Source organism: Candidatus Pelagibacter sp. Uisw_137, from assembly GCF_047720245.1.
Classification (GTDB): Bacteria; Pseudomonadota; Alphaproteobacteria; order Pelagibacterales; family Pelagibacteraceae; genus Pelagibacter.
The window spans coordinates 229462-248805 of record NZ_CP159811.1; the positions used below are offsets into that span (position 1 = coordinate 229462).

20 protein-coding genes are annotated in these 19344 nt (G+C 30.1%); 16 read left to right on the forward strand and 4 right to left on the reverse strand.

The features are described 5' to 3' along the window. The first annotated feature begins 51 nt into the window (after positions 1–51). From ABXT61_RS01210 to ehuA, 4 genes are all read left to right on the forward strand, one after another. Positions 52–900, forward strand: coding sequence for a transporter substrate-binding domain-containing protein (locus tag ABXT61_RS01210; protein WP_415315504.1), 849 nt, complete (start codon positions 52–54; stop codon positions 898–900). An 81-nt stretch (positions 901–981) separates the two neighbouring features. Continuing rightward, a complete protein-coding gene (ehuC, locus tag ABXT61_RS01215; RefSeq protein WP_415315505.1) occupies positions 982–1653 on the forward strand; it encodes an ectoine/hydroxyectoine ABC transporter permease subunit EhuC in 672 nt (223 codons plus the stop codon). A 1-nt stretch (position 1654) separates the two neighbouring features. Continuing rightward, complete coding sequence (gene ehuD / locus ABXT61_RS01220; RefSeq protein ID WP_415315506.1) at positions 1655–2332, forward strand: ectoine/hydroxyectoine ABC transporter permease subunit EhuD; 678 nt, start codon at positions 1655–1657, stop codon at positions 2330–2332. Further along, positions 2333–3127 (forward strand): ectoine/hydroxyectoine ABC transporter ATP-binding protein EhuA, encoded by a 795-nt coding sequence (gene ehuA / locus ABXT61_RS01225; RefSeq protein WP_415315507.1) that lies wholly within the window; start codon positions 2333–2335, stop codon positions 3125–3127. Positions 3128–3143: 16 nt separating this feature from the next. Here the strand turns inward: ehuA and ABXT61_RS01230 are convergent, their stop codons facing one another. Further along, positions 3144–3686, reverse strand: coding sequence for a TraR/DksA family transcriptional regulator (locus ABXT61_RS01230; protein WP_415315508.1), 543 nt, complete (start codon positions 3684–3686; stop codon positions 3144–3146). Positions 3687–3764: 78 nt separating this feature from the next. Between ABXT61_RS01230 and ABXT61_RS01235 the strand changes: the two genes are divergently transcribed. Together ABXT61_RS01235 and ABXT61_RS01240 are read left to right on the forward strand one after the other, a co-directional pair. Next, positions 3765–5099: a glycosyltransferase family 39 protein gene (locus tag ABXT61_RS01235; protein WP_415315509.1), complete on the forward strand. Its 1335-nt coding sequence runs from the start codon at positions 3765–3767 to the stop codon at positions 5097–5099. After that, a complete protein-coding gene (locus ABXT61_RS01240; protein ID WP_415315510.1) occupies positions 5100–5972 on the forward strand; it encodes a glycosyltransferase family 2 protein in 873 nt (290 codons plus the stop codon). A 96-nt stretch (positions 5973–6068) separates the two neighbouring features. On the opposite strand, the gene ABXT61_RS01245 is transcribed toward ABXT61_RS01240, so the two are convergent. Beyond that, positions 6069–7349: a Y-family DNA polymerase gene (locus ABXT61_RS01245; protein WP_415315511.1), complete on the reverse strand. Its 1281-nt coding sequence runs from the start codon at positions 7347–7349 to the stop codon at positions 6069–6071. Then, positions 7327–7722 (reverse strand): LexA family protein, encoded by a 396-nt coding sequence (locus ABXT61_RS01250; RefSeq protein WP_415315932.1) that lies wholly within the window; start codon positions 7720–7722, stop codon positions 7327–7329. The genes ABXT61_RS01245 and ABXT61_RS01250 overlap by 23 nt, the downstream gene beginning before the upstream one ends. Before the next feature lie 165 nt (positions 7723–7887). On the opposite strand from ABXT61_RS01250, the gene ABXT61_RS01255 reads away from it, so the two are divergent. The 6 genes from ABXT61_RS01255 (at position 7888) to alaS (ending at position 15072) form a co-directional block, all read left to right on the forward strand. Then, positions 7888–8457, forward strand: coding sequence for an SOUL family heme-binding protein (locus ABXT61_RS01255; protein ID WP_415315512.1), 570 nt, complete (start codon positions 7888–7890; stop codon positions 8455–8457). Next, positions 8458–8820 (forward strand): GFA family protein, encoded by a 363-nt coding sequence (locus ABXT61_RS01260; RefSeq protein WP_415315513.1) that lies wholly within the window; start codon positions 8458–8460, stop codon positions 8818–8820. Between the two features lie 6 nt (positions 8821–8826). Then, on the forward strand, positions 8827–9753 hold the full coding sequence (locus tag ABXT61_RS01265; protein ID WP_415315514.1) for a uridine kinase: 927 nt from the start codon (positions 8827–8829) through the stop codon (positions 9751–9753). Further along, a complete protein-coding gene (locus ABXT61_RS01270) occupies positions 9753–11048 on the forward strand; it encodes a TolC family protein (protein ID WP_415315515.1) in 1296 nt (431 codons plus the stop codon). Before ABXT61_RS01265 ends, ABXT61_RS01270 begins: the two co-directional genes overlap by 1 nt. Before the next feature lie 105 nt (positions 11049–11153). Then, on the forward strand, positions 11154–12305 hold the full coding sequence (gene recA / locus ABXT61_RS01275; RefSeq protein WP_415315516.1) for a recombinase RecA: 1152 nt from the start codon (positions 11154–11156) through the stop codon (positions 12303–12305). A 97-nt stretch (positions 12306–12402) separates the two neighbouring features. After that, on the forward strand, positions 12403–15072 hold the full coding sequence (gene alaS, locus ABXT61_RS01280) for an alanine--tRNA ligase (protein ID WP_415315517.1): 2670 nt from the start codon (positions 12403–12405) through the stop codon (positions 15070–15072). On the opposite strand, the gene ABXT61_RS01285 is transcribed toward alaS, so the two are convergent. Next, complete coding sequence (locus ABXT61_RS01285) at positions 15065–16279, reverse strand: NADP-dependent isocitrate dehydrogenase (protein WP_415315518.1); 1215 nt, start codon at positions 16277–16279, stop codon at positions 15065–15067. The two genes, alaS and ABXT61_RS01285, sit on opposite strands and share 8 nt — an antisense overlap. A gap of 77 nt (positions 16280–16356) precedes the next feature. On the opposite strand from ABXT61_RS01285, the gene ABXT61_RS01290 reads away from it, so the two are divergent. The 4 genes from ABXT61_RS01290 to ABXT61_RS01305 are packed head-to-tail and all read left to right on the forward strand — an operon-like array spanning position 16357 to position 19335. Then, a complete protein-coding gene (locus tag ABXT61_RS01290; protein WP_415315519.1) occupies positions 16357–17004 on the forward strand; it encodes a phosphatidylserine decarboxylase in 648 nt (215 codons plus the stop codon). A gap of 3 nt (positions 17005–17007) precedes the next feature. Further along, a complete protein-coding gene (pssA, locus tag ABXT61_RS01295) occupies positions 17008–17811 on the forward strand; it encodes a CDP-diacylglycerol--serine O-phosphatidyltransferase (protein ID WP_415315520.1) in 804 nt (267 codons plus the stop codon). Then, positions 17812–18723, forward strand: coding sequence for a glycosyltransferase (locus tag ABXT61_RS01300; protein WP_415315521.1), 912 nt, complete (start codon positions 17812–17814; stop codon positions 18721–18723). Then, positions 18724–19335, forward strand: a complete 612-nt coding sequence (locus ABXT61_RS01305) for an RlmE family RNA methyltransferase (protein WP_415284969.1) — start codon at positions 18724–18726, stop codon at positions 19333–19335. The last annotated feature ends 9 nt before the right edge of the window (positions 19336–19344 follow it).

Consider the following 19344-nt stretch of genomic DNA (forward strand, 5'->3'; position numbering starts at 1 on the left):
AACTTCAATTTTGTTTTAATTATTAAAATAAACTTAAATAGAGGAAAAAAAATGAATAGATTTTTAAAATCGATTGGAGTTTTTCTTGTAATTTTTTTTAGTATTACAGCAGTTAGTGCTGAAACATTGACTGAAAAACTAAAAAATGGTGGCAAGTTAAGACTTGGTTTTGGTACTGCTGTACCGTGGGCCTATGCTGGAGATAGTGGTGAACCGTTAGGATTTGTTAATATGATTGCATTGACAGTTCTTGAAGAAATGGGAATTACTAAAGATCAAATGGAGTTTAAAACTTTTGAATGGTCAGGATTAATTCCAGGAATAAATGCTGGTCGTTCAGATATTATTACTGGTGGTATGTATATTACACCAAAGAGATGCAAAAGTATGAACTTTTCTGATCCTATAGGTGTTTTTGGTGATGCCATGATGGTTCCAAAAGGAAACCCTAAAGGAATTTATAATTATGCAGATGTAATTAGCAAAGGTGCTAAACTTGTAACTGGTGCTGGCTTTAACACTGTAGCAGCTGCTAAAAAGTATGGAGTTCCTGATAGTCAAATGATGTTTGTTGAAGGTGAAGTTGGAATTCTTGCTGCAATGAAAGCTGGTAGAGCGGATGCTGCAGTTCAAACTTTATTTGGTGCAAAAGAACATGTAGCAAAAAGTAATGGAATGTTTGAAATAGCTGATCCTAAAAAAATGCCTGAAGAAACTTTAAATGTAGTAGGTATGGGCTTTAGAAAAACTGATGTTGAGTTTAGAGACAATTTCAACAAAGCATTAGCTAAAGTTATGGCTAACCCAGCAAAAATGTTGAAAAGAGCTGGTGAATATGGATATGGTGAGGCACAATTTCAACCTGCTCATATGACAACAGCTTGGGCTTGCAACAGATAATATAAGAAATAAACCAATTTAATCAGGCGATGAATAAAAGTCGCCTGATTTTTTTTTAAATTTAATTAAAGGTTTTTAAACGTGAGTTATTTTTCATTCTTATCCGAACATGGACCTACGCTACTTCTAGGAACGATAACTACACTTAAGGTTTTAATTTGTGCCACTATTCTCTATGTAATAATTTCGATTATTTTTGGATTAATGAGGGTGTCTAATAATTCAATTATTCAAGGTGTTGCAACTGTTTATATTGAGTTTTTTAGAGGAACATCTTTGATGGTTCAATTATTCTGGTTTTATTATGTATTACCTTTTTTTGGTGTTTCATTAGAAGCATTTACGTCTGGTGTGGTTGCAATAGGTTTAAACTTTGGTGCATATGGAGCTGAAATAGTTAGAGGTGGAATATTAGCAGTACCTAAGAGTCAATGGGAAGGTGCTCATGCATTAAACTTTAGTTCAGCAAAAAGAATGAGAAGAATTATAATACCCCAAATTTTTCCAATAATACTACCACCAGCAGCAAATTTAACTGTTGAACTTTTAAAAGCAACAGCATTAGTTGCATTAGTTACGGTTGTTGACTTAACTTTTGAAGCAAAACAAATTAATTCAATCACATGGTTGTCAGCTCAATGTTTTGGCACAGCTCTTTTAATTTATTATATAATCTCTAGATTTTTTCTTGTGCCTTTCTTGCGTTGGCTAGAAGTTCTTGCAGCAAGAAAAGTTGGAAAGGAAAAGATATAATATGAACGCAGAATGGAGGTGGGATTTTACATATGAAATCCTGCCAAAAATGTTATGGGCAACCTTAAATACTATAATGGCTGCAGGCATAGGATATGCAATTGCAGTAGTTGTGGGGTTAATATTTTTAATAGGGCAACGAACACCTTACAGAGTTATAAATATACTAGTCAGAGAGATAGTTGAATTTATTCGTTCAACCCCTCTTCTTATTCAGTTATTTTTTCTTTATTTTGTTGGCCCTCAATTTGGCATAATCTTATCAGCTTGGGTGACAGCAATGATTACAATTGGACTTCATTTTGGAACCTATCTTTCAGAAGTTTATAGAGGTGCACTAGAAGGTGTTCCAAAATCTCAATGGGAAGCATGTAGAGCTCTAAATTTTACAACATTATATACGTATAGAAGAATAGTTTTACCCCAAGCTTTTCCTATAGCAATTCCAGGAATGGGAAATTATTTAGTTGGAATTTTTAAAGACACACCACTACTTTCAACAATCGGAGTTGCAGAGTTATTTCATGCAGCAACATCAGTAGGTGGAGAACACTACCGTTATTTGGAACCATATACGATGGTTGGAATTATTTTCTTAATTTTATCAATACCTGCTGCTATGGGTATAAGAAAATTAGAGAGATCAGTAAATAAAGCACAAGGAAAGGCAAAAAATTAAATGGATAATAAAAAAGACTCTAACGATATCTTAGTAAAATTCTCTGATGTTACTAAGCAATATGGAGACCTTGTTGTTTTAGATAAGCTTAATTTAGAAATAAAAAAAAATGAAATGGTTTCAATTATTGGTCCATCAGGTTCAGGTAAAACAACAGTTTTAAGGGTTTTAATGACTTTAGAAAAAATTAATCAAGGTATAATTTATTTAGATGGTGAGCCTTTAACCCACATGATGGAAAAAGAAAAACTTGTTTTTGCTAATGAAAAATACTTAAGAGAAAGACGATCAAAAATAGGAATGGTCTTTCAACAATTTAATCTTTTTCCTCATATGACTGCTCTACAAAATTGTATTGAGGCACCAGTTGAAGTATTGGGCATGAAAAAAGAAGAAGCTGAAGAGAGAGCTTTAGATTTACTAGACTTAGTAGGATTATCAGATAAAAAAGATGAGCATCCTTCAAGATTATCAGGTGGTCAACAGCAAAGAGTTGCAATAGCCAGAGCCTTAGCAATGAGACCAAAAGTTATGCTTTTAGATGAAATTACATCTGCATTAGACCCTGAGGTTGTTGGCGAAGTTTTAAATGTAATTAGATCTTTAAATAAAGAACATGATCTTACTATGATTATGGTCACACACCAAATGGGATTTGCTAGAGAAATATCAGATCGAGTATGTTTTTTTAATGAAGGTAAAATATTTGAACAAGGGCCTCCTGAACAATTATTTGATAATCCTCAAAATGAAAGAACTAAACAGTTTTTACATGCTGTCCTAGACGCTAATTAAAAAATAAATTTAGATTTTAATCGTCAGCGTATACTTTTTCATCTTTTTCATGTTTTTCTTGAGCTGCAATGCAAAGATGCGCAACCGGTCTTGCCATTAATCTTTTTATTCCAATTGGTTCAGCAGTTTCAGCACAAAATCCAAAAGTTTTATCTTTTATTCTTATTAAGGCTTGGTCAATTTTAGAAATTAATTTAATTTGTCTATTAATTGCTTTCATTTCTACAGTTTTATCCGTGTAAGAACTTGCTTGATCGACAATATCTGCTGAAACACTATTGTCATCCATTGACCCATGGTAAAGGGCTTCATTATTTGCTGTTACTAGTTCTTTTTTCCACTCAGTAAGTTTTATTTTGAAAAAGGATAGGTGCTTATCACACATATATTTTTCTTTATCCTTTGGAATATATGTTTTTGAAATCTTAATTGGCGCCTTTACTTTGATTTCAGTGAGAGCAATTTTTTTTATTACTTTAACTGTCTTTTTAGTCACTGCAGCAACTTTCTTTGCTTTAGCTGTAGTTTTTTTAGTAGATGGTTTTGAGATTTTAGGCATATGTATAAATTTAGTGGCCGGATTATATTCAGCAATTAATACGTGTCAAGCAAGCTTAATTCGTATAAAATCAATGAAATGTTAATCAATAAAAACAATATAAATAAATTGTTTTATAGCTTTCTTATAATTCATTTAACTTTATGGACATTGGTTCCAACATTAACAAATAACAATTTACCACTTGATACAATTGAAGCCTTAGCTTGGGGAAGTAATTTAGACTGGGGATTTAACAAACATCCACCAGCAAGTGCATTTTTTCCAGAAGCTATTTATCAACTTTTCGGATCTCAAGATTGGGCTTATTACTTATTAAGTCAATTGTTTGTGGTAACTGCATTTATTATTGTTTTTAAATTTGCTGAAGAAGTATTTAAGAATAAAACTTTAAGTTTAATATCTGTACTTCTTTTAGAGGGTATTTATTTCTATAATTTTACAACACCTGAATTTAATGTGAATGTTTGCCAATTACCCTTTTGGTCATTGTGTGTTTATTATTCTTGGAAATTATTTGATAAACAAACAATAACTTTTAAGGATTGTTTTTTGCTTGGAGTTTTTGCAGCTATAGGCTTTTTATCAAAATATCTTTTTATTTACCTTTTAATATCAATAGACTTATTGTTTTTTTATATAATTTTTATAAAGAAATATCAAAAATTTGATTTCAAATATCTAATATCATTAGAGGTCTTTATTGTTTTGTTGGTTCCCCATTTAATTTGGTTGGCTAATAACGATTATATTACAATTACATATGGGTTAGCTAGAACAGGTTTGGAGAATGCAAGCTTATTAGATCATATAACTTACCCTTTAATATTTTTAAGTAAACAAGTAGGGATATTAATTCCATTTTTTATAATGTCATTTTTTTTAATAAAAAAGATTAAGCTCAAAGTGTCCTTAAAAGATAAGAAGTTATTGTTCTTAATATTTATTAATCTAATTCCAATTGGACTAATGTTCTTAACTTCAATGTTAACAGGATCTAAAATAAGAACAATGTGGATGACACCATTTTATTTGTTTTTTGGTGTATTAATTGTCTATATTTTTCAGGCACAAATAAATCTTAAAAAGTTAAATGGCTTCATATCAGCATTTTTAATTTTATTTATTTTTTCACCTTTTGCTTATGCTTATATTTCAATTACAGAAATAGATAAAAGAACAGATTATTTAGGCAAAGAAATAGCCACTAAAACTGAATACTTATGGAAACAAAATCATAATGAGCCAATTAATGTCGTGTTGGGTGATGAATGGCATGCAGGAAATTTATCATATCATTTACAATCTAGACCTGTTTGGGGAGGCTTTATCACAAAAAATAAATTGAATGCATTGTCAAAATTTATATGTATTGATAATATTTGCATAGGCAGAAAGAAAAAAGTTAATTAAATGAAAAAAACTAAAATTTTAATACCCATTTATAATGATTGGAAGTCAGTCTTTAGGCTTTTAGAGGAAATTGATGTACAGTTAGATGGTTGGGTAGCCGATGTATCTGTTGTAATTATCAATGATGCTTCTACAGAAGAAAGACCTATTAATACTTCTTTATTAAAAAATTTAAAATCAATTCATATCATTAACATGAAAGAAAATAGAGGACATGCTAGATGTAATGCTGCTGGATTAAAATATATTAACAAAAATGAAGATTTTGATTATATTATTATTATGGATGGTGATGGAGAAGATAGACCTGCAGAACTTGGGACTCTTTTGTGTAAAAGTTATGAAAATCCTGAAAAAGTTATTACAGCAGATAGAGTAAAACGTTCAGAGGGTTTTTTTTTTAAATTTTGCTACTTAGTTCATAAATATTTAACCTTTACATTAGCAGGCCAATCAATAAAGTTTGGTAACTATTCTTGCCTCCCTAAATTTGTAGTTAATGTGATGATTAAAGATGCTGCAACTTGGAGTAGTTTTTCTGGATCACTAGCAAAGACAATGAAAAAAAGAACATCAATTCAATCAACAAGAGGCAAAAGATATTTTGGTCCATCTAAAATGAATTTTATTAATTTATTAAAACATTCCCTTTCTATTATTGCAGTATTTAAAACAACTTTACTAATTAGATCTATATTATTTTTAATTGTTTATTTATTTTTAGTCATGGGAAGTATATCTATAATTACGCTGATACCAGTAATTGGAATTATTTTTGTGATGCTCTCAGTAATTATTTTATCAAAGAGAGAAAACATGTCAGAATTTAATAACTCTTTAGAAAATATTAGCAGCATTGATAAAATTAAATGAAAATAATTTTAATTATAATTAGTTTATTAATAAAAAATTTTGTATTTGCTCTTCAAACATCAATGAAAAAATTATCTAAAAAAAATTTATTTTAAATCAAATAGCTTTTATTATTGGTAGTGAATGAAAATTAGCCGTATCTATTTTTGAGGAGTGGTCTCTTCTCATATTCCATTTTTTATTTACTCCTGCACTAGCCAAGCTCAGCGTTGATCGGCCATATCTATAATTTGTACTATCAATAGCTCTCATTAAGCCTTTAATTTTTTCATCTTTTTCAGTAGAAAATAAATTTTTACTGCCACTAGAACTAACCAAACCAGTTAATGTTATGCCTGCCTTTTGATATCTATATCCATTTATAAAGATTTTATTTAATGCGACTAAAGCAGTTTTAACTATTTCAATACTATTGTTGGTAGCTATTGGAAAATCTATAGTTTTAGCATTTGAATAATATACACCTCTATTTTGAAAGGGGCTTGTTCTAACAGAAACAGTTATCGATTTTGCCATTAAAGACTCTGATCTAATTTTTTCTGAAGCATTTAAGCAATAACTTACTACTGCTTCTTGGAGTTCTTGAAATTTTTCAACTCTTGTACCAAATGATCTTGACACTACACAACTTTTTCTTTTTGAAGTTTTGGTTTCTAATGGGATACAAGGAATACCCCTAAGCTCTAATGCAGTTCGAGAACTTAAAACATTAGAACTTTTTTTGATCCAAGTGTTTGACATATTTTTTAATTGTTTGGCATTATAAATTCCATTTTGATGATAAAATTTAGTTAATTGTTTACCAACTCCCCAAACATCATTAATATCTATTTTTTCTAATAGTGGATCAATATTTTTAATTCCTATTAAGTTTGTTACACCAGATTGTTTTTTCTTTGCTATATGATTTGCAATCTTGCTTAAGGTTTTTGTTTTTGCAATGCCAATGCTAGTTGGTATTCCCGTCCACTGTAAAATAATACTTCTAATTTCTTTTCCTATATCTTCTACTTCATCATCTGGATAATTACTTAAATCTAAAAAAGCCTCATCTACTGAATATATTTCTAATTCAGGGTTAAATCTTTTTAAAGTTCTCATCACTCTTCTAGATAAATCTCCATATAAAGAATAGTTTGAAGAAAAAACATAAACATTATTTCCAAGTATTATATCTTTAGCTTTAAAATAAGGCTCTCCCATTTTAATACCAAGAGCTTTAGCTTCATTTGATCTTGCAATAATGCAGCCATCATTGTTAGACAATACTACAACTGGCTTATTTCTAATTTTAGGATTGAACAATCTTTCACAAGAAACATAAAAAGAATTGCAATCAACAAGTGCTATTTTTTTAGTACGTTGAATGGATGACATAAGTCACAACTCCCCAAATAAATACTTCCATTTCATCACCAATAATTATTTTATCCTCAGTATTTTTTGAACCTGATGTTAGAAATTGATCATCTTTTGATTTAATAAAACTTTTAACAACTAATTCATCATGAACATTTGCAACAACTGTGGAAAAATTTTTAGGTTTTAAACTTCTATCAACAACTAATAGGTCACCATCATAAATACCAACATCAGTCATCGATTTTCCCTGAACTCTAATGATAAAAGTTGCAGGAACATTTTTGATTAAATGGACGTTAAGATCTACATCCTCTTCGATGTAATCTGTTGCAGGAGAGGGAAAGCCAGCTCCAGCTTTATGTAAATAAAAGGGGATAGTTAATTTAATGTTCATGTTTTGTTCTAATTCATAGACCAGTTATACAATACACGCAAGAAGTTATATTTTGAGTCTGAAACTGAATCAAAGGTGAATCAAAACGTGAACATCGAAACTACATTTTGTGCTCTTGTGGATAACTTCAACCAGAGATAGTTTAATCTCCATATCGAAATGAAAAAAATTCTACTGCTTATAATTCTTAGTTTAATTATAACCTCTAAAGGTATGGCTTATGAAGAGGTAAATTACAAAGTAGCGAAAAAAAATGAAGTTTATGAAGTCAGAAAATATTCTGATCGTTTAGCTATTGAAACAGATATATCAAATCAAGGTAGTAGTTTTAGAAAATTATTTAATTATATCTCTGGTAATAATGAAAATAATGAAGAGATTAAGATGACAACGCCAGTTACTCAGGTAGAAAAAAAAGGAAATATGACTATGCAATTTTATTTGCCTTCAAGATTTAATAAAGAAAACATACCAAGCCCATCTAATCCAGATGTTAAAATATTAAATATTAAAGGTGGTTATTATGCAGCTATTATATATTCAGGAAGAACATCTGATAAAAATTTTACTAAACATAAAAGTATTTTAGAAAATGAATTAAAAAAAGATGACATATTAATTTTGAGTGCACCCATTAAAGCAACTTATGACGGGCCATTCACACTACCCATGAATAGAAGAAATGAAGTAATGTTTGAAGTTAATATAAAAAATAAAGGAGAAATATAGATGAAAAAACTAAAATGCCATTGTGGAGAAGTAGAAGCAGAAATAAATGTACCTGATAATTTAGAAAAAGTTTTAAAATGTAATTGCTCAATTTGTAAAAGAAAAGGAGTAATAATGTCTATGGTAAAGAATGAAGATTTTAAAATAGTTAAAGGTGAAGATAAATTAAAACTTTATCAATTTCATTCAAAAATTGCAAAACACTATTTTTGTTCTAACTGTGGAATTTACACTCATCATAATCCAAGAGCCAATCCAGCCATGACCGGATTTAATCTTGGATGCGTAGATGAAATAAATACTTTTGAATTAGAAAATGTTGCAGTCAATGATGGTCAAAATCATCCTCTAGACAATAAGTAATTTTTTATGCAAGAAGTTAATGATTGTTTCAAAAGGGTAAAAAAAGATTGTTTTAAATTTATTTCTTCTCAAGAAACCAAGAAGGATAAATTTAAAAACAAAGATAAGATGATTAAATTTTTTTTAATTCCTGTTAGTTTTTGGATAGAAAAAAGAGTTAATAAAAAAAAACCATTAATAATCGGTTTAGCTGGAGGACAAGGTTCAGGCAAAACAACTATCTCATCAATTTTAACTTTAATTTTACAAAAATATTTTAAGTTAAATGTTTTTAAAGTTTCTATTGATGATTTTTATAAGACAAGAAAAGATAGAAAGTCGTTATCTAAAAATAAGCACCCTTTATTAATGACAAGAGGAGTTCCTGGAACCCATGATATAGATTTAGTGTTAAGTTTTTTTAAAAAGATTAAAGATAAAAATTTTAAGAGTTTGCAAATTCCAAGATTTAATAAAGCGATAGACGATAGATGTTCAAAAAATTTATGGCATAAGATTAAAACAAAGCCGGATGTGGTAATTTTTGAGGGTTGGTGTGTTGGAGCAAGACCCCAGTTAAACAGTGAACTCAAAAAACCAGTTAACTCACTTGAAAAAGTTTATGATCAAGGGGTTAAATGGAGAGTTCATGTTAATAATCAATTGAAAACTAAATATAAAACCCTATTTAACCAATTAGATGGATTATTATATCTCAAAGCTAAAAACTTTAATTTATTAAGAGAGTGGAGACTAAAACAAGAGAGAAAGCTTTGGGCTCAAACAAAAAATAAGAAAAATCTAAAAATTATGAGCAGTGGGGACGTAATAAATTTTATGCAGACTTATCAAAGAATTACTCAACAAATGTTTAAAGATGCGGTAAAAAGTTCATCTATAATAATGAATTTAAATAGCAATCATCAGATTGAAAAGATAAAATTCAAAAAATAATGAAAAAAATAATTTTAATACTATTCTCAGTTTTATTCTTAAATCAACAAGTCTTGGCAGTAACTTTATTTGAAGCTCTTACAGAAGCTTATAAAAATAATACTGACTTAAATGCTGAGAGAGAAAATATTAATATTTCAGAAGAAGATTTAAAGATTTCAAAAAGTAACTACTTACCCACAGTCACAATTTCTGGAAGTAAAAGTCAAGTAGATACAAGCAAATTGACTAATAGAGCAGGAGTTGAGCAGTCAGTTAATGATGTTGATCCTGCGACTCAATCTATAAAAATTGAACAAACATTAATAGACTTTGGTAGAAATGTAGATGTACAAAAAAATGAAATCGGAATTAACCTGGCTAGTATAAAATTATTAAAAAAAGAGCAAGAAGTTCTGTTAAAAGCAATTGAAGCTTATTCAGGTTTAATATTAGCTAATAAAAAATTAAAAATTAATCAAAGCAATCTTAATTTGTTAGAGCGACAAATTGAAACTAATAGAGCTAGACTTGAAAGAGGTCAAATTACCCTATCTGATTTGGCTCAATCTGAGTCCTCATTAGCTGAAGCCCAAGCAAACTTTATTCAATCTAAAAATGAAATCATATTTAATAAGCTAAACTATGAAAATGTTATTGGGCCAGTTACAGATATAAATAGCTTAAGTAATAATTTTGATATTAAGCTTATGCTTCCAAGCAATTTGAATGATGCAATTGAAACTTCAAAAAGACATAATCCAGAATTAAATATTGCAAAATTAGAATATGAACAATCAGAAAAAGATGTGCTTATTTCAAGATCTGATTTAGCGCCAACTGCAAAACTTTCTTATGAAAATTCTAGATCTCAAGATTTGAGCTCATCATATGATGAGAGTAATAAGAGCACTTTAAAAGCAACTGTTACTTGGCCAATATATTCAGGTGGAAAAAATAGATCTTCATTAAATAAAAGCCGAAATTTACAAAATAGAAAAAAACTATTATTAAACAGCGTTACAAAAACTAATAATAGTAATGTAGCAATCTCATGGTCCACACTTCAGTCTTCAAAAAGTTTATTGAATTCAGTTAATTCTCAAGTTAAGGCAGCTGAAATTGCGAATGAAGGAATAACAGCTGAGTATGAATCGGGGCTTGGAAGGTCTACTTTGGATGTTATTCAATCTAACTCTATTCTACTGAACTCTAGAATTGCCTTAGCAAATTCAGAAAGAAACTATCTGCTTGCTCAATTTAATGTTCTAAAGTCAATTGGCTTATTAAATAGCAGCCACCTAAAAATTAGGTAATAAAGCCAATTTTCCTCATAAAAAATTAACTATTGAAAATAAGAACAAAATGTGTACATTTAACACACGATTCGAACACTAATTATTAAATAAAAAAGGCATAAAATGACTAAAAACAACTTAAAAGTAGTAAAAACTACAAAAGCACAACAAGCAGAAGGCAACGAAAAAAACAAAGCTTTAGACGCGGCAATGGCCCAAATTATCGATAATTTTGGAAAAGGATCAGTTATGAAACTTGGCCAAAGAAGAGCAATGGATATCGAGTCAGTTTCAACTGGTTCATTAAGCTTAGATGTAGCGCTTGGAATAGGTGGCTTACCAAAAGGAAGAGTTGTTGAAGTCTACGGACCAGAATCATCTGGTAAAACAACCTTAGCATTACAAGTATTAGCAGAGGCTCAAAAAGCTGGAGGAACATGTGCGTTTATAGATGCGGAACATGCTTTAGATCCAGTTTATGCAAAAAAACTTGGTGTAGATACTGAAGAATTATTAATTTCACAACCTGATACTGGTGAGCAAGCTCTAGAAATAGCTGATACTTTAGTCAAATCAGGATCAATTTCTGTTATCGTAATTGATTCTGTTGCAGCGCTAACACCTAGAGCTGAAATTGAAGGAGAAATGGGAGATCACCACGTAGGACTTCAATCAAGATTAATGAGTCAGGCTTTAAGAAAGCTAACAGGCTCAATCTCAAGTACAAATACAATGATGATTTTTATCAACCAAATTAGAATGAAAATTGGAGTTATGTTTGGAAGTCCAGAAACTACATCTGGTGGAAATGCACTTAAATTCTATTCATCTGTTAGACTAGATATTAGAAGAATTGGTGCCATTAAAAATGGAGATGAAATAATTGGTAACTCAACAAGAGTTAAAGTGGTTAAAAATAAAGTAGCACCACCATTTAAAGTTGTTGAATTTGACCTAATGTACGGCAAAGGTATTAGTAAAGTAGGTGAATTAGTTGACCTTGGTGCAAAAGCTGACATAGTTGAAAAAGCTGGAGCTTGGTATGCTTATAAAGGTGAAAAGATTGGACAAGGAAGAGAAAATGCTAAAACTTATTTAGAGCAAAATCCTAAAATTGCAGCAGAAATTGAAATGGCAATTAGAGAAAAAGCTGGAGTGATAGCAAAAAAAATTGAAGGCAATCCTCTTGATCCAGAAAAAGCAGCAAAAGATCAAATTGAGGATCCTAAAGTAGAGATAAAAGAAGAAGTAACACTTCCATCTAAAAAGAATTAGTTAAAGTCATCTTTAATTATTAAAAGGCGCTTAATTTAAGCGCCTTTTTTCCCTACACTTATCTAGACATCAAATAAAAAAGCTGTATTTTAAATGTATGGCTGACAAAACGCTAAATCAAATCAGAACGACCTTTTTAGATTATTTTGAAAAAAATGATCACAGAATAGTTGAGTCTAGTAATTTAGTTCCAAATAATGATCCAACATTAATGTTTGTAAATTCAGGAATGGTACAATTTAAAAATGTATTCACTGGATTAGAAAAAAGAGACTATATAAGAGTTACAACCTCACAAAAATGTGTAAGGGCAGGTGGTAAGCATAACGATCTTGAAAATGTAGGTTATACACCAAGGCACCATACATTTTTTGAAATGCTTGGAAATTTCTCATTTGGAGATTATTTTAAAGAAGAAGCGATTAGTTATGCATGGAATCTAATAACTAAAGAGTTTGGGATTGATAAAAATCGTCTTTATGTAACAGTTTACCATGATGATGAAGAGGCATTCAACTTTTGGAAGAAAATAGCTGGTTTTAGTGATGATAGAATAATCAAGATAGCAACGTCAGATAACTTTTGGTCAATGGGTGATACGGGACCTTGTGGACCATGCTCAGAAATATTTTATGATCATGGAGATCATCTAGAAGGTAGCTTACCTGGTACTAAAAATGAAGATGGTAACCGTTTTATTGAAATATGGAATTTAGTATTCATGCAGTATGAGCAAATTTCAAAAGATAAAAGAATAGATTTGCCAAAACCATCTGTAGATACTGGTATGGGTCTTGAAAGAATAACTGCACTATTGCAAGGAACACACGATAACTATGAAACAGATCATTTTAAAAAACTAATACTATCTGCATCTGACACATTAAACGTTAAAGTAGATGAAGTTAACCAATCTAGCTTTAGAGTAATAGCAGATCACTTAAGAGCAAGTTCATTTTTATTAGCAGAAGGAGTTTTACCTTCGAATGAGGGTAGAGGATATGTACTTAGAAGAATTATGAGACGTGGAATGAGACATTCACATTTATTAGGTTCCAAAAAACCAGTCTTCTACAATATCTTTAAAACACTTCTAGAAGAAATGTCTAACAATTATCCTGAGTTAGAAAGAGCACAATCATTAATAAAAGAAACTTTAAAAACTGAAGAAGAAAAGTTTTTAGTTTTACTAGACAGGGGAATAAAGATATTAAATGAAGAGTTAGAGAAAGTGGAGAAAATATTACCTGGTGAAGTAGCATTTAAGCTTTACGATACATTTGGTTTTCCATTAGATTTAACTGAAGATATTTTGAAAAATAAATCATTGACTGTTGATGGTGATAAGTTTGATTTATTAATGAAAGAAAGCAAAGAATTAGCAAAAAAAAATTGGAAAGGATCAGGTGATAGTTCTATAGATCAAATATGGTTTGATATAAAAGATCGCTTAGGTGCAACTGATTTTTTAGGATATTTCACAGATAAAGCTGAAGCTGTAATTGCATTGATCCTTAAAAACAATAAAGAGGTTCAAGGTCTACAAGAAAATGATGAAGGAATTATAATTACAAACCAAACCCCTTTTTATGGTGAATCAGGAGGACAAGTTGCAGACACAGGAATAATTTCTAATGAGGTTTTTGAATTTGAAGTGTCAGATGTTCAAAAAAAATTAGGGGATTTATTTGTTCATTATGGAAAAGTAAAAAAAGGCTCAATTAAATTACAAGACAGTGTTGAATTAAAAATAGATATACAGAGAAGAAATAATATTAGAGCCTACCATTCTGCTACTCATTTATTGCACGAAGCGTTAAGAAGAGTTTTGGGTGAGCATGTAACTCAAAAAGGATCTTTAGTTCAGTCTGATCGATTAAGATTTGATTTTAGTCATATGAAACCCATCTCAGATGAGGAAATGGGAAAAATTGAAGATTATGTTAACTCAATAATTCAAAAAAAGTCAAAAGTGAAAACAAGAATAATGACACCTAAAGAAGCTGTTGAGAATGGTGCCCTAGCTTTATTTGGAGAAAAATATGGTGATGAAGTGAGGGTTTTGTCTATGGGAGACGAAGAGGGTAAATTTTTCTCAACAGAATTATGTGGAGGAACACATGTTGTGAACACAGCTGATATTGGAAAATTTAAGATTATAAGCCAATCATCTATTGCTGCAGGTGTAAGAAGAATTGAAGCTTTAAGAGACACACAGTTAGTTGATTTTTTAAAAGAAAAAGAAAATTTGTCTAATTTGTCTGATCAAAAAAATGAGGCAGTTATAAAAGAATTAGAGACAAGGATTATTAAATTAGGAGGAAAACCTAATTTTCAAAACAGGGACCAAGTAACCTTGATAAAAGACCTTAATAAACAATTTGATCAACTTTCAGTTAGCTCAATATTAAAAGATAAAGAAAAAAATAAAATCAATGATCAAACTATTAATGGATTTAAAGTTAGATTTCAAAATATTATAGATTTACCATTTAAAGATCTACGTAAGCTAATTGATGAAGGAAAAAAAGAAATTGGTGAGGGATTAGTAATAATTTATGCAATCAATGATAATAAAGTTGGATTAGCTGTAGGTGTTACCAAAACATTAGAAGACAAGTTTGATGCTGTAAAAATTGTTAGAGCTGGTTCAGAAGTTATTGGTGGTAAAGGTGGAGGTGGAAGAGCTGACTTTGCCCAAGCTGGTGGTACTTTGCCTAATAAAATTGAAGAGTCTTTTGAAAATATTAAAAAATTAATTAATTAAGCTTTCTCTTAAGCTGACCATCCAATTCATCTAAAAATTGATTAGTAGTTAGGTAATTACTTGAGGGCCCAATTAAAATTGCTAAGTCTTTTGTCATCGATCCATTTTCAACACAATCAATACAAACTTTTTCTAATGTAATTGAAAATTTAATTAAATCTTCATTACCATCTAATTTTCCTCTATGAGCCAAACCTCTGGTCCAAGCAAAAATTGATGCAATTGGATTTGTAGAAGTCTCTTTACCTTCTTGATGCATTCTATAGTGTCTAGTTACAGTTCCATGAGCCGCTTCAGCTTCCATAGTCTTTCCATCAGGCGCAAGAAGAACACTGGTCATTAACCCTAATGATCCATAACCTTGAGCAACTATATCTGACTGAACATCACCATCATAATTTTTACAAGCCCAAATATATTTACCACTCCATTTCATTGCGCAAGCAACCATGTCATCAATTAGTCTATGTTCATAAGTAATTTTAAGCTTATCAAAATCAGATTTAAATTCTTTATTAAAAATATCTTGGAAGATATCTTTGAACCTGCCATCATAAATTTTTAAAATAGTATTTTTAGTAGAAAGATACACAGGCCATTTTTTAATTATTCCATAGTTAAAGCAAGATCTTGCAAAGTCTTCTATAGATTTATCTAAATTGTACATTGATAAAGCAATTCCTGGTCCAGGAAAATTAAAGACTTCATATTTAATTTCATCACTACCATCTTCTGCAGTCCATTTAACTTCCATTTTACCTTTACCCGGTACCTTGAAATCTGTTGCTCTATATTGATCACCAAAGGCATGTCTTCCAATAATTAAAGGGTCAGTCCAAGTTGGAACAAGTTTTGGAATATTTTTACAAATTATGGGCTCTCTAAAAACTGTACCTCCAAGAATATTTCGGATGGTGCCATTTGGAGATCTCCACATTTTTTTTAATTTAAACTCTTCAACCCGCACTTCATCTGGAGTTATTGTTGCACATTTTATACCAACGTTATGCTCTTTAATTGCCTTAGCAGAATCTATAGTTATTTGGTCATCTGTATCATCCCGGCTTTTCATACCGAGATCATAGTATTTAATATCTAAATCTAAATATGGTAAAATCAGTTTGCCTTTAATGAATTCCCAAATGACTCTAGTCATTTCATCACCATCTAGTTCAACTACTGGATTTTTAACCTTTATTTTAGCCATAAATGAATAATATATATTAGTAATTGTAATTTAGTGCTTTATATACATATTAATAAAAAATTATCAAATAGAAGCTTATGTTAGAGAAAATTTTTCCAAAAATTCATTCTGAAGGATACAAATTTTTAGCAATAGCTATTATTGCAACAATTTTTTTATACTTCCTGAGTACCTTTCTAGGGTTAATTGGTCTGGTATTATCTATATGGGTTTATTATTTTTTTAGAGATCCGGAACGGATTACAATAAATGATGAAAATTATCTAACAAGTCCAGCAGATGGTGAAGTTTTAATGGTTCATGAGATCGATGGACCAAAGGAGCTTGGTTTAGAGGATAAAAAATTCACTAAGATTAGTATTTTTATGAACGTATTTGATTGTCACGTTAATAGAACACCTTGTGAAGGTAAAATTTCAGAAATACTTTATAAGCCTGGAAAATTTTTAAATGCATCACTTGATAAAGCAAGTGAAGATAACGAAAGAAATTATTACAAGATAACGAATAATCATGGAGAAGAAATAATAGTTGTCCAGATAGCAGGTTTAATTGCTAGAAGGATTGTATGTGAGTCTTCAAAGGATCAACATTTGCAACAAGGTGAGAGAATTGGAATGATTAGATTTGGAAGTAGAGCTGATGTTTATTTTGAAAATTATGAAACCTTAGTTAAAGTTGGACAAAAGACAATTGCTGGTGAAACACTATTAGCTAAAAGGTAGCTTATGGAACAACCTAAAAATAATTTTAAGATTGTATCAGATAAAAAAGCTAGAATGCTTTTACCTAATGCACTGACATTAATAAATGTATGTATTGGGTTAAGTTCTATTAAATTTGCACTAGATGAAAAATTTGAACTATCTATTATAGCTATTATATTTGCAGCAATTTTTGATGCATTAGATGGCAGAGTTGCAAGGATGTTGAAAGGAACTTCTTTGGTTGGAAAGGAATTAGACTCATTAGCAGATTTAATTAGTTTTGGAGTAGCTCCTGCTTTTATAATGTATTTCTGGTCTTTAAATAATTTAGGTAAATTTGGCTGGTTGCTCACGATGATTTTTGTAGTTTGTGTTGCTCTTCGACTTGCAAGATTTAACGTGAGTTCAAATTCAGAACCATCATGGAGAGATAATTATTTTGAAGGAGTACCGTCACCAGCAGGTGGAATTTTGGCATTGATGCCGTTAATATTAAATCTAAGTGAGATAAATTTAATCAAAATTAACTACGATATAGTAGTACCAACATTCTTTATTTTGATTTCATTTTTACTGATAAGTAAAATTCCAACATTTGCTTTTAAAAAAATTTCTATACCACGCCACTTGACAATTTTTGCATTGTTTGGTGTTGTTTTATTTTTTGGACTTTTGTTGATATATACATTTAAAGTTTTAGTCATTTGTGGGTTAATCTATATTTGCTTAATCCCATTTGGATACTTTAGTTTCCAAAAGATTTATAAACAGAAAACTTTAAGTGGTGAAAATCATGATAATGAAGATCTTGAAGATATATTGTAGATGAAAAAAAATGTAATTGTGTCTCTGGCTGATTCAAATTATTTTGAATTGCTTAATGAATTGGTCGATTCTATTAAAAGTTTTGAAAAAAGCAAAGATACAGCAATCTGTATTTTAGATGCCGGTTTGTCTGAGCAACAAAGAGATATATTATCTAGAAAAGTTGATGAAATTAAATCAGCTGAATGGGACATTGATGTCCCTGCATTTAAAGTAAAAGGAAGAGAGTGGTTAAAGAGTCAAGTATCTAGAGCTTTTTTACCAAAATACTTTCCTAGTTATGAAAAATATTTATGGATTGATTGTGACGCTTGGGTGAATGATTGGAGCTCTGTTGAATTATATTTTAAAGCTTGTGAAAATGGTAAATTAGGAATTACTCAAACATTAGGACCAGGATATAAAATAATGTCAAAAGTAAATTGGTTATTTGGAAAAGTGGCAATAATTAAATCTCAAAATTTTAAGCACGCGATAAAATCAAAAGTTGGAATTAATAAAGCAAGAAAATTAGCTTTCGCCCCACACATCAATATTGGGGTTTTTTCATTAGAAAAAAATTCACCTGGCTGGACTTCTTGGCAAAAAAATCTAGAACAAACTTTAAAAAGTGGAAATATTTTTGGTTCAGAAGGTCTTGCTATCAATATGTCAGTCTATATAGACGAACTTGAAACTGAATTTTTGCCATTAAATTGTAATTGGATTGCTAGTAATTTATTGCCTAAATTTGACGAAATTAAAAATACATTTGTTGAGCCTTATTTACCAAATTATGAAATAGGAATTATGCATCTAGCAGCAGGAATTTGGGATGGTGATAAAGATATGAGACTGCATAAGGAAGTTAAAATTAATATTAAGACTATTCAGCAAAAAGTATTGTTTAAAAGTTTAAGATTTGGTCATTAATTGAAAAAAAATAGAATTTCTAAAAATTGGATCAACAAACAAAAAAGAGACATTTATGTTAGACAATCTCAGGTAGATGGTTACAGAGCGAGATCGGCCTACAAATTAATAGAAATAGATGAAAAATTTAAGATATTAAAAAATGGAATATCAGTAATAGATTTAGGTGCATCACCAGGTAGCTGGTCTCAATATATTTCAAGAACAGTGAAAAGTGGAAGATTAGTTTCAATTGACATAAAGGGTATGGAGGAAATTGAGAATACAATTCAAATCAAAGGTGATTTTACTGATTTGGATTCTCAAGAAAAAATAAAAGCTTTATTCAAATCAAAAGTTGATGTTGTCGTGTCAGATATGGCTGTTAATACAACGGGTATAAAGGATATAGATGCAATTTATACAGGTGAACTTGCCATGGAAGCCATGAATTTCTCTAAAGAAATGCTGGTTAAAGAAGGCCGATTTGTCTCTAAGATTTTTCTAGGTTCTTCATTTAACGAAATTGTTGCTTTGGGCAAAAAATTATTCAAAGAAGTTAAGGTATTTAAACCCAAGTCTAGTAGAAAAGAATCTAAGGAAAGTTTTATTATTTGTAAAATCTTAAGATAGAGACTTTTT

Bases quoted from the DNA above. Each gene is read 5' to 3' on its own strand.
- ABXT61_RS01230 (WP_415315508.1), bottom strand. From the start codon at position 3,686: ATGCCTAAAATCTCAAAACCATCTACTAAAAAAACTACAGCTAAAGCA.
- ABXT61_RS01210 (WP_415315504.1), top strand. From the start codon at position 52: ATGAATAGATTTTTAAAATCGATTGGAGTTTTTCTTGTAATTTTTTTT.
- ABXT61_RS01290 (WP_415315519.1), top strand. From the start codon at position 16,357: ATGTTAGAGAAAATTTTTCCAAAAATTCATTCTGAAGGATACAAATTT.
- ehuD (WP_415315506.1), top strand. From the start codon at position 1,655: ATGAACGCAGAATGGAGGTGGGATTTTACATATGAAATCCTGCCAAAA.
- alaS (WP_415315517.1), top strand. From the start codon at position 12,403: ATGGCTGACAAAACGCTAAATCAAATCAGAACGACCTTTTTAGATTAT.
- recA (WP_415315516.1), top strand. From the start codon at position 11,154: ATGACTAAAAACAACTTAAAAGTAGTAAAAACTACAAAAGCACAACAA.
- ABXT61_RS01270 (WP_415315515.1), top strand. From the start codon at position 9,753: ATGAAAAAAATAATTTTAATACTATTCTCAGTTTTATTCTTAAATCAA.
- ABXT61_RS01240 (WP_415315510.1), top strand. From the start codon at position 5,100: ATGAAAAAAACTAAAATTTTAATACCCATTTATAATGATTGGAAGTCA.
- ABXT61_RS01265 (WP_415315514.1), top strand. From the start codon at position 8,827: ATGCAAGAAGTTAATGATTGTTTCAAAAGGGTAAAAAAAGATTGTTTT.
- ABXT61_RS01245 (WP_415315511.1), bottom strand. From the start codon at position 7,349: ATGTCATCCATTCAACGTACTAAAAAAATAGCACTTGTTGATTGCAAT.
- ABXT61_RS01255 (WP_415315512.1), top strand. From the start codon at position 7,888: ATGAAAAAAATTCTACTGCTTATAATTCTTAGTTTAATTATAACCTCT.
- ehuA (WP_415315507.1), top strand. From the start codon at position 2,333: ATGGATAATAAAAAAGACTCTAACGATATCTTAGTAAAATTCTCTGAT.
- ABXT61_RS01260 (WP_415315513.1), top strand. From the start codon at position 8,458: ATGAAAAAACTAAAATGCCATTGTGGAGAAGTAGAAGCAGAAATAAAT.
- ABXT61_RS01235 (WP_415315509.1), top strand. From the start codon at position 3,765: ATGTTAATCAATAAAAACAATATAAATAAATTGTTTTATAGCTTTCTT.
- pssA (WP_415315520.1), top strand. From the start codon at position 17,008: ATGGAACAACCTAAAAATAATTTTAAGATTGTATCAGATAAAAAAGCT.
- ABXT61_RS01285 (WP_415315518.1), bottom strand. From the start codon at position 16,279: ATGGCTAAAATAAAGGTTAAAAATCCAGTAGTTGAACTAGATGGTGAT.
- ABXT61_RS01300 (WP_415315521.1), top strand. From the start codon at position 17,812: ATGAAAAAAAATGTAATTGTGTCTCTGGCTGATTCAAATTATTTTGAA.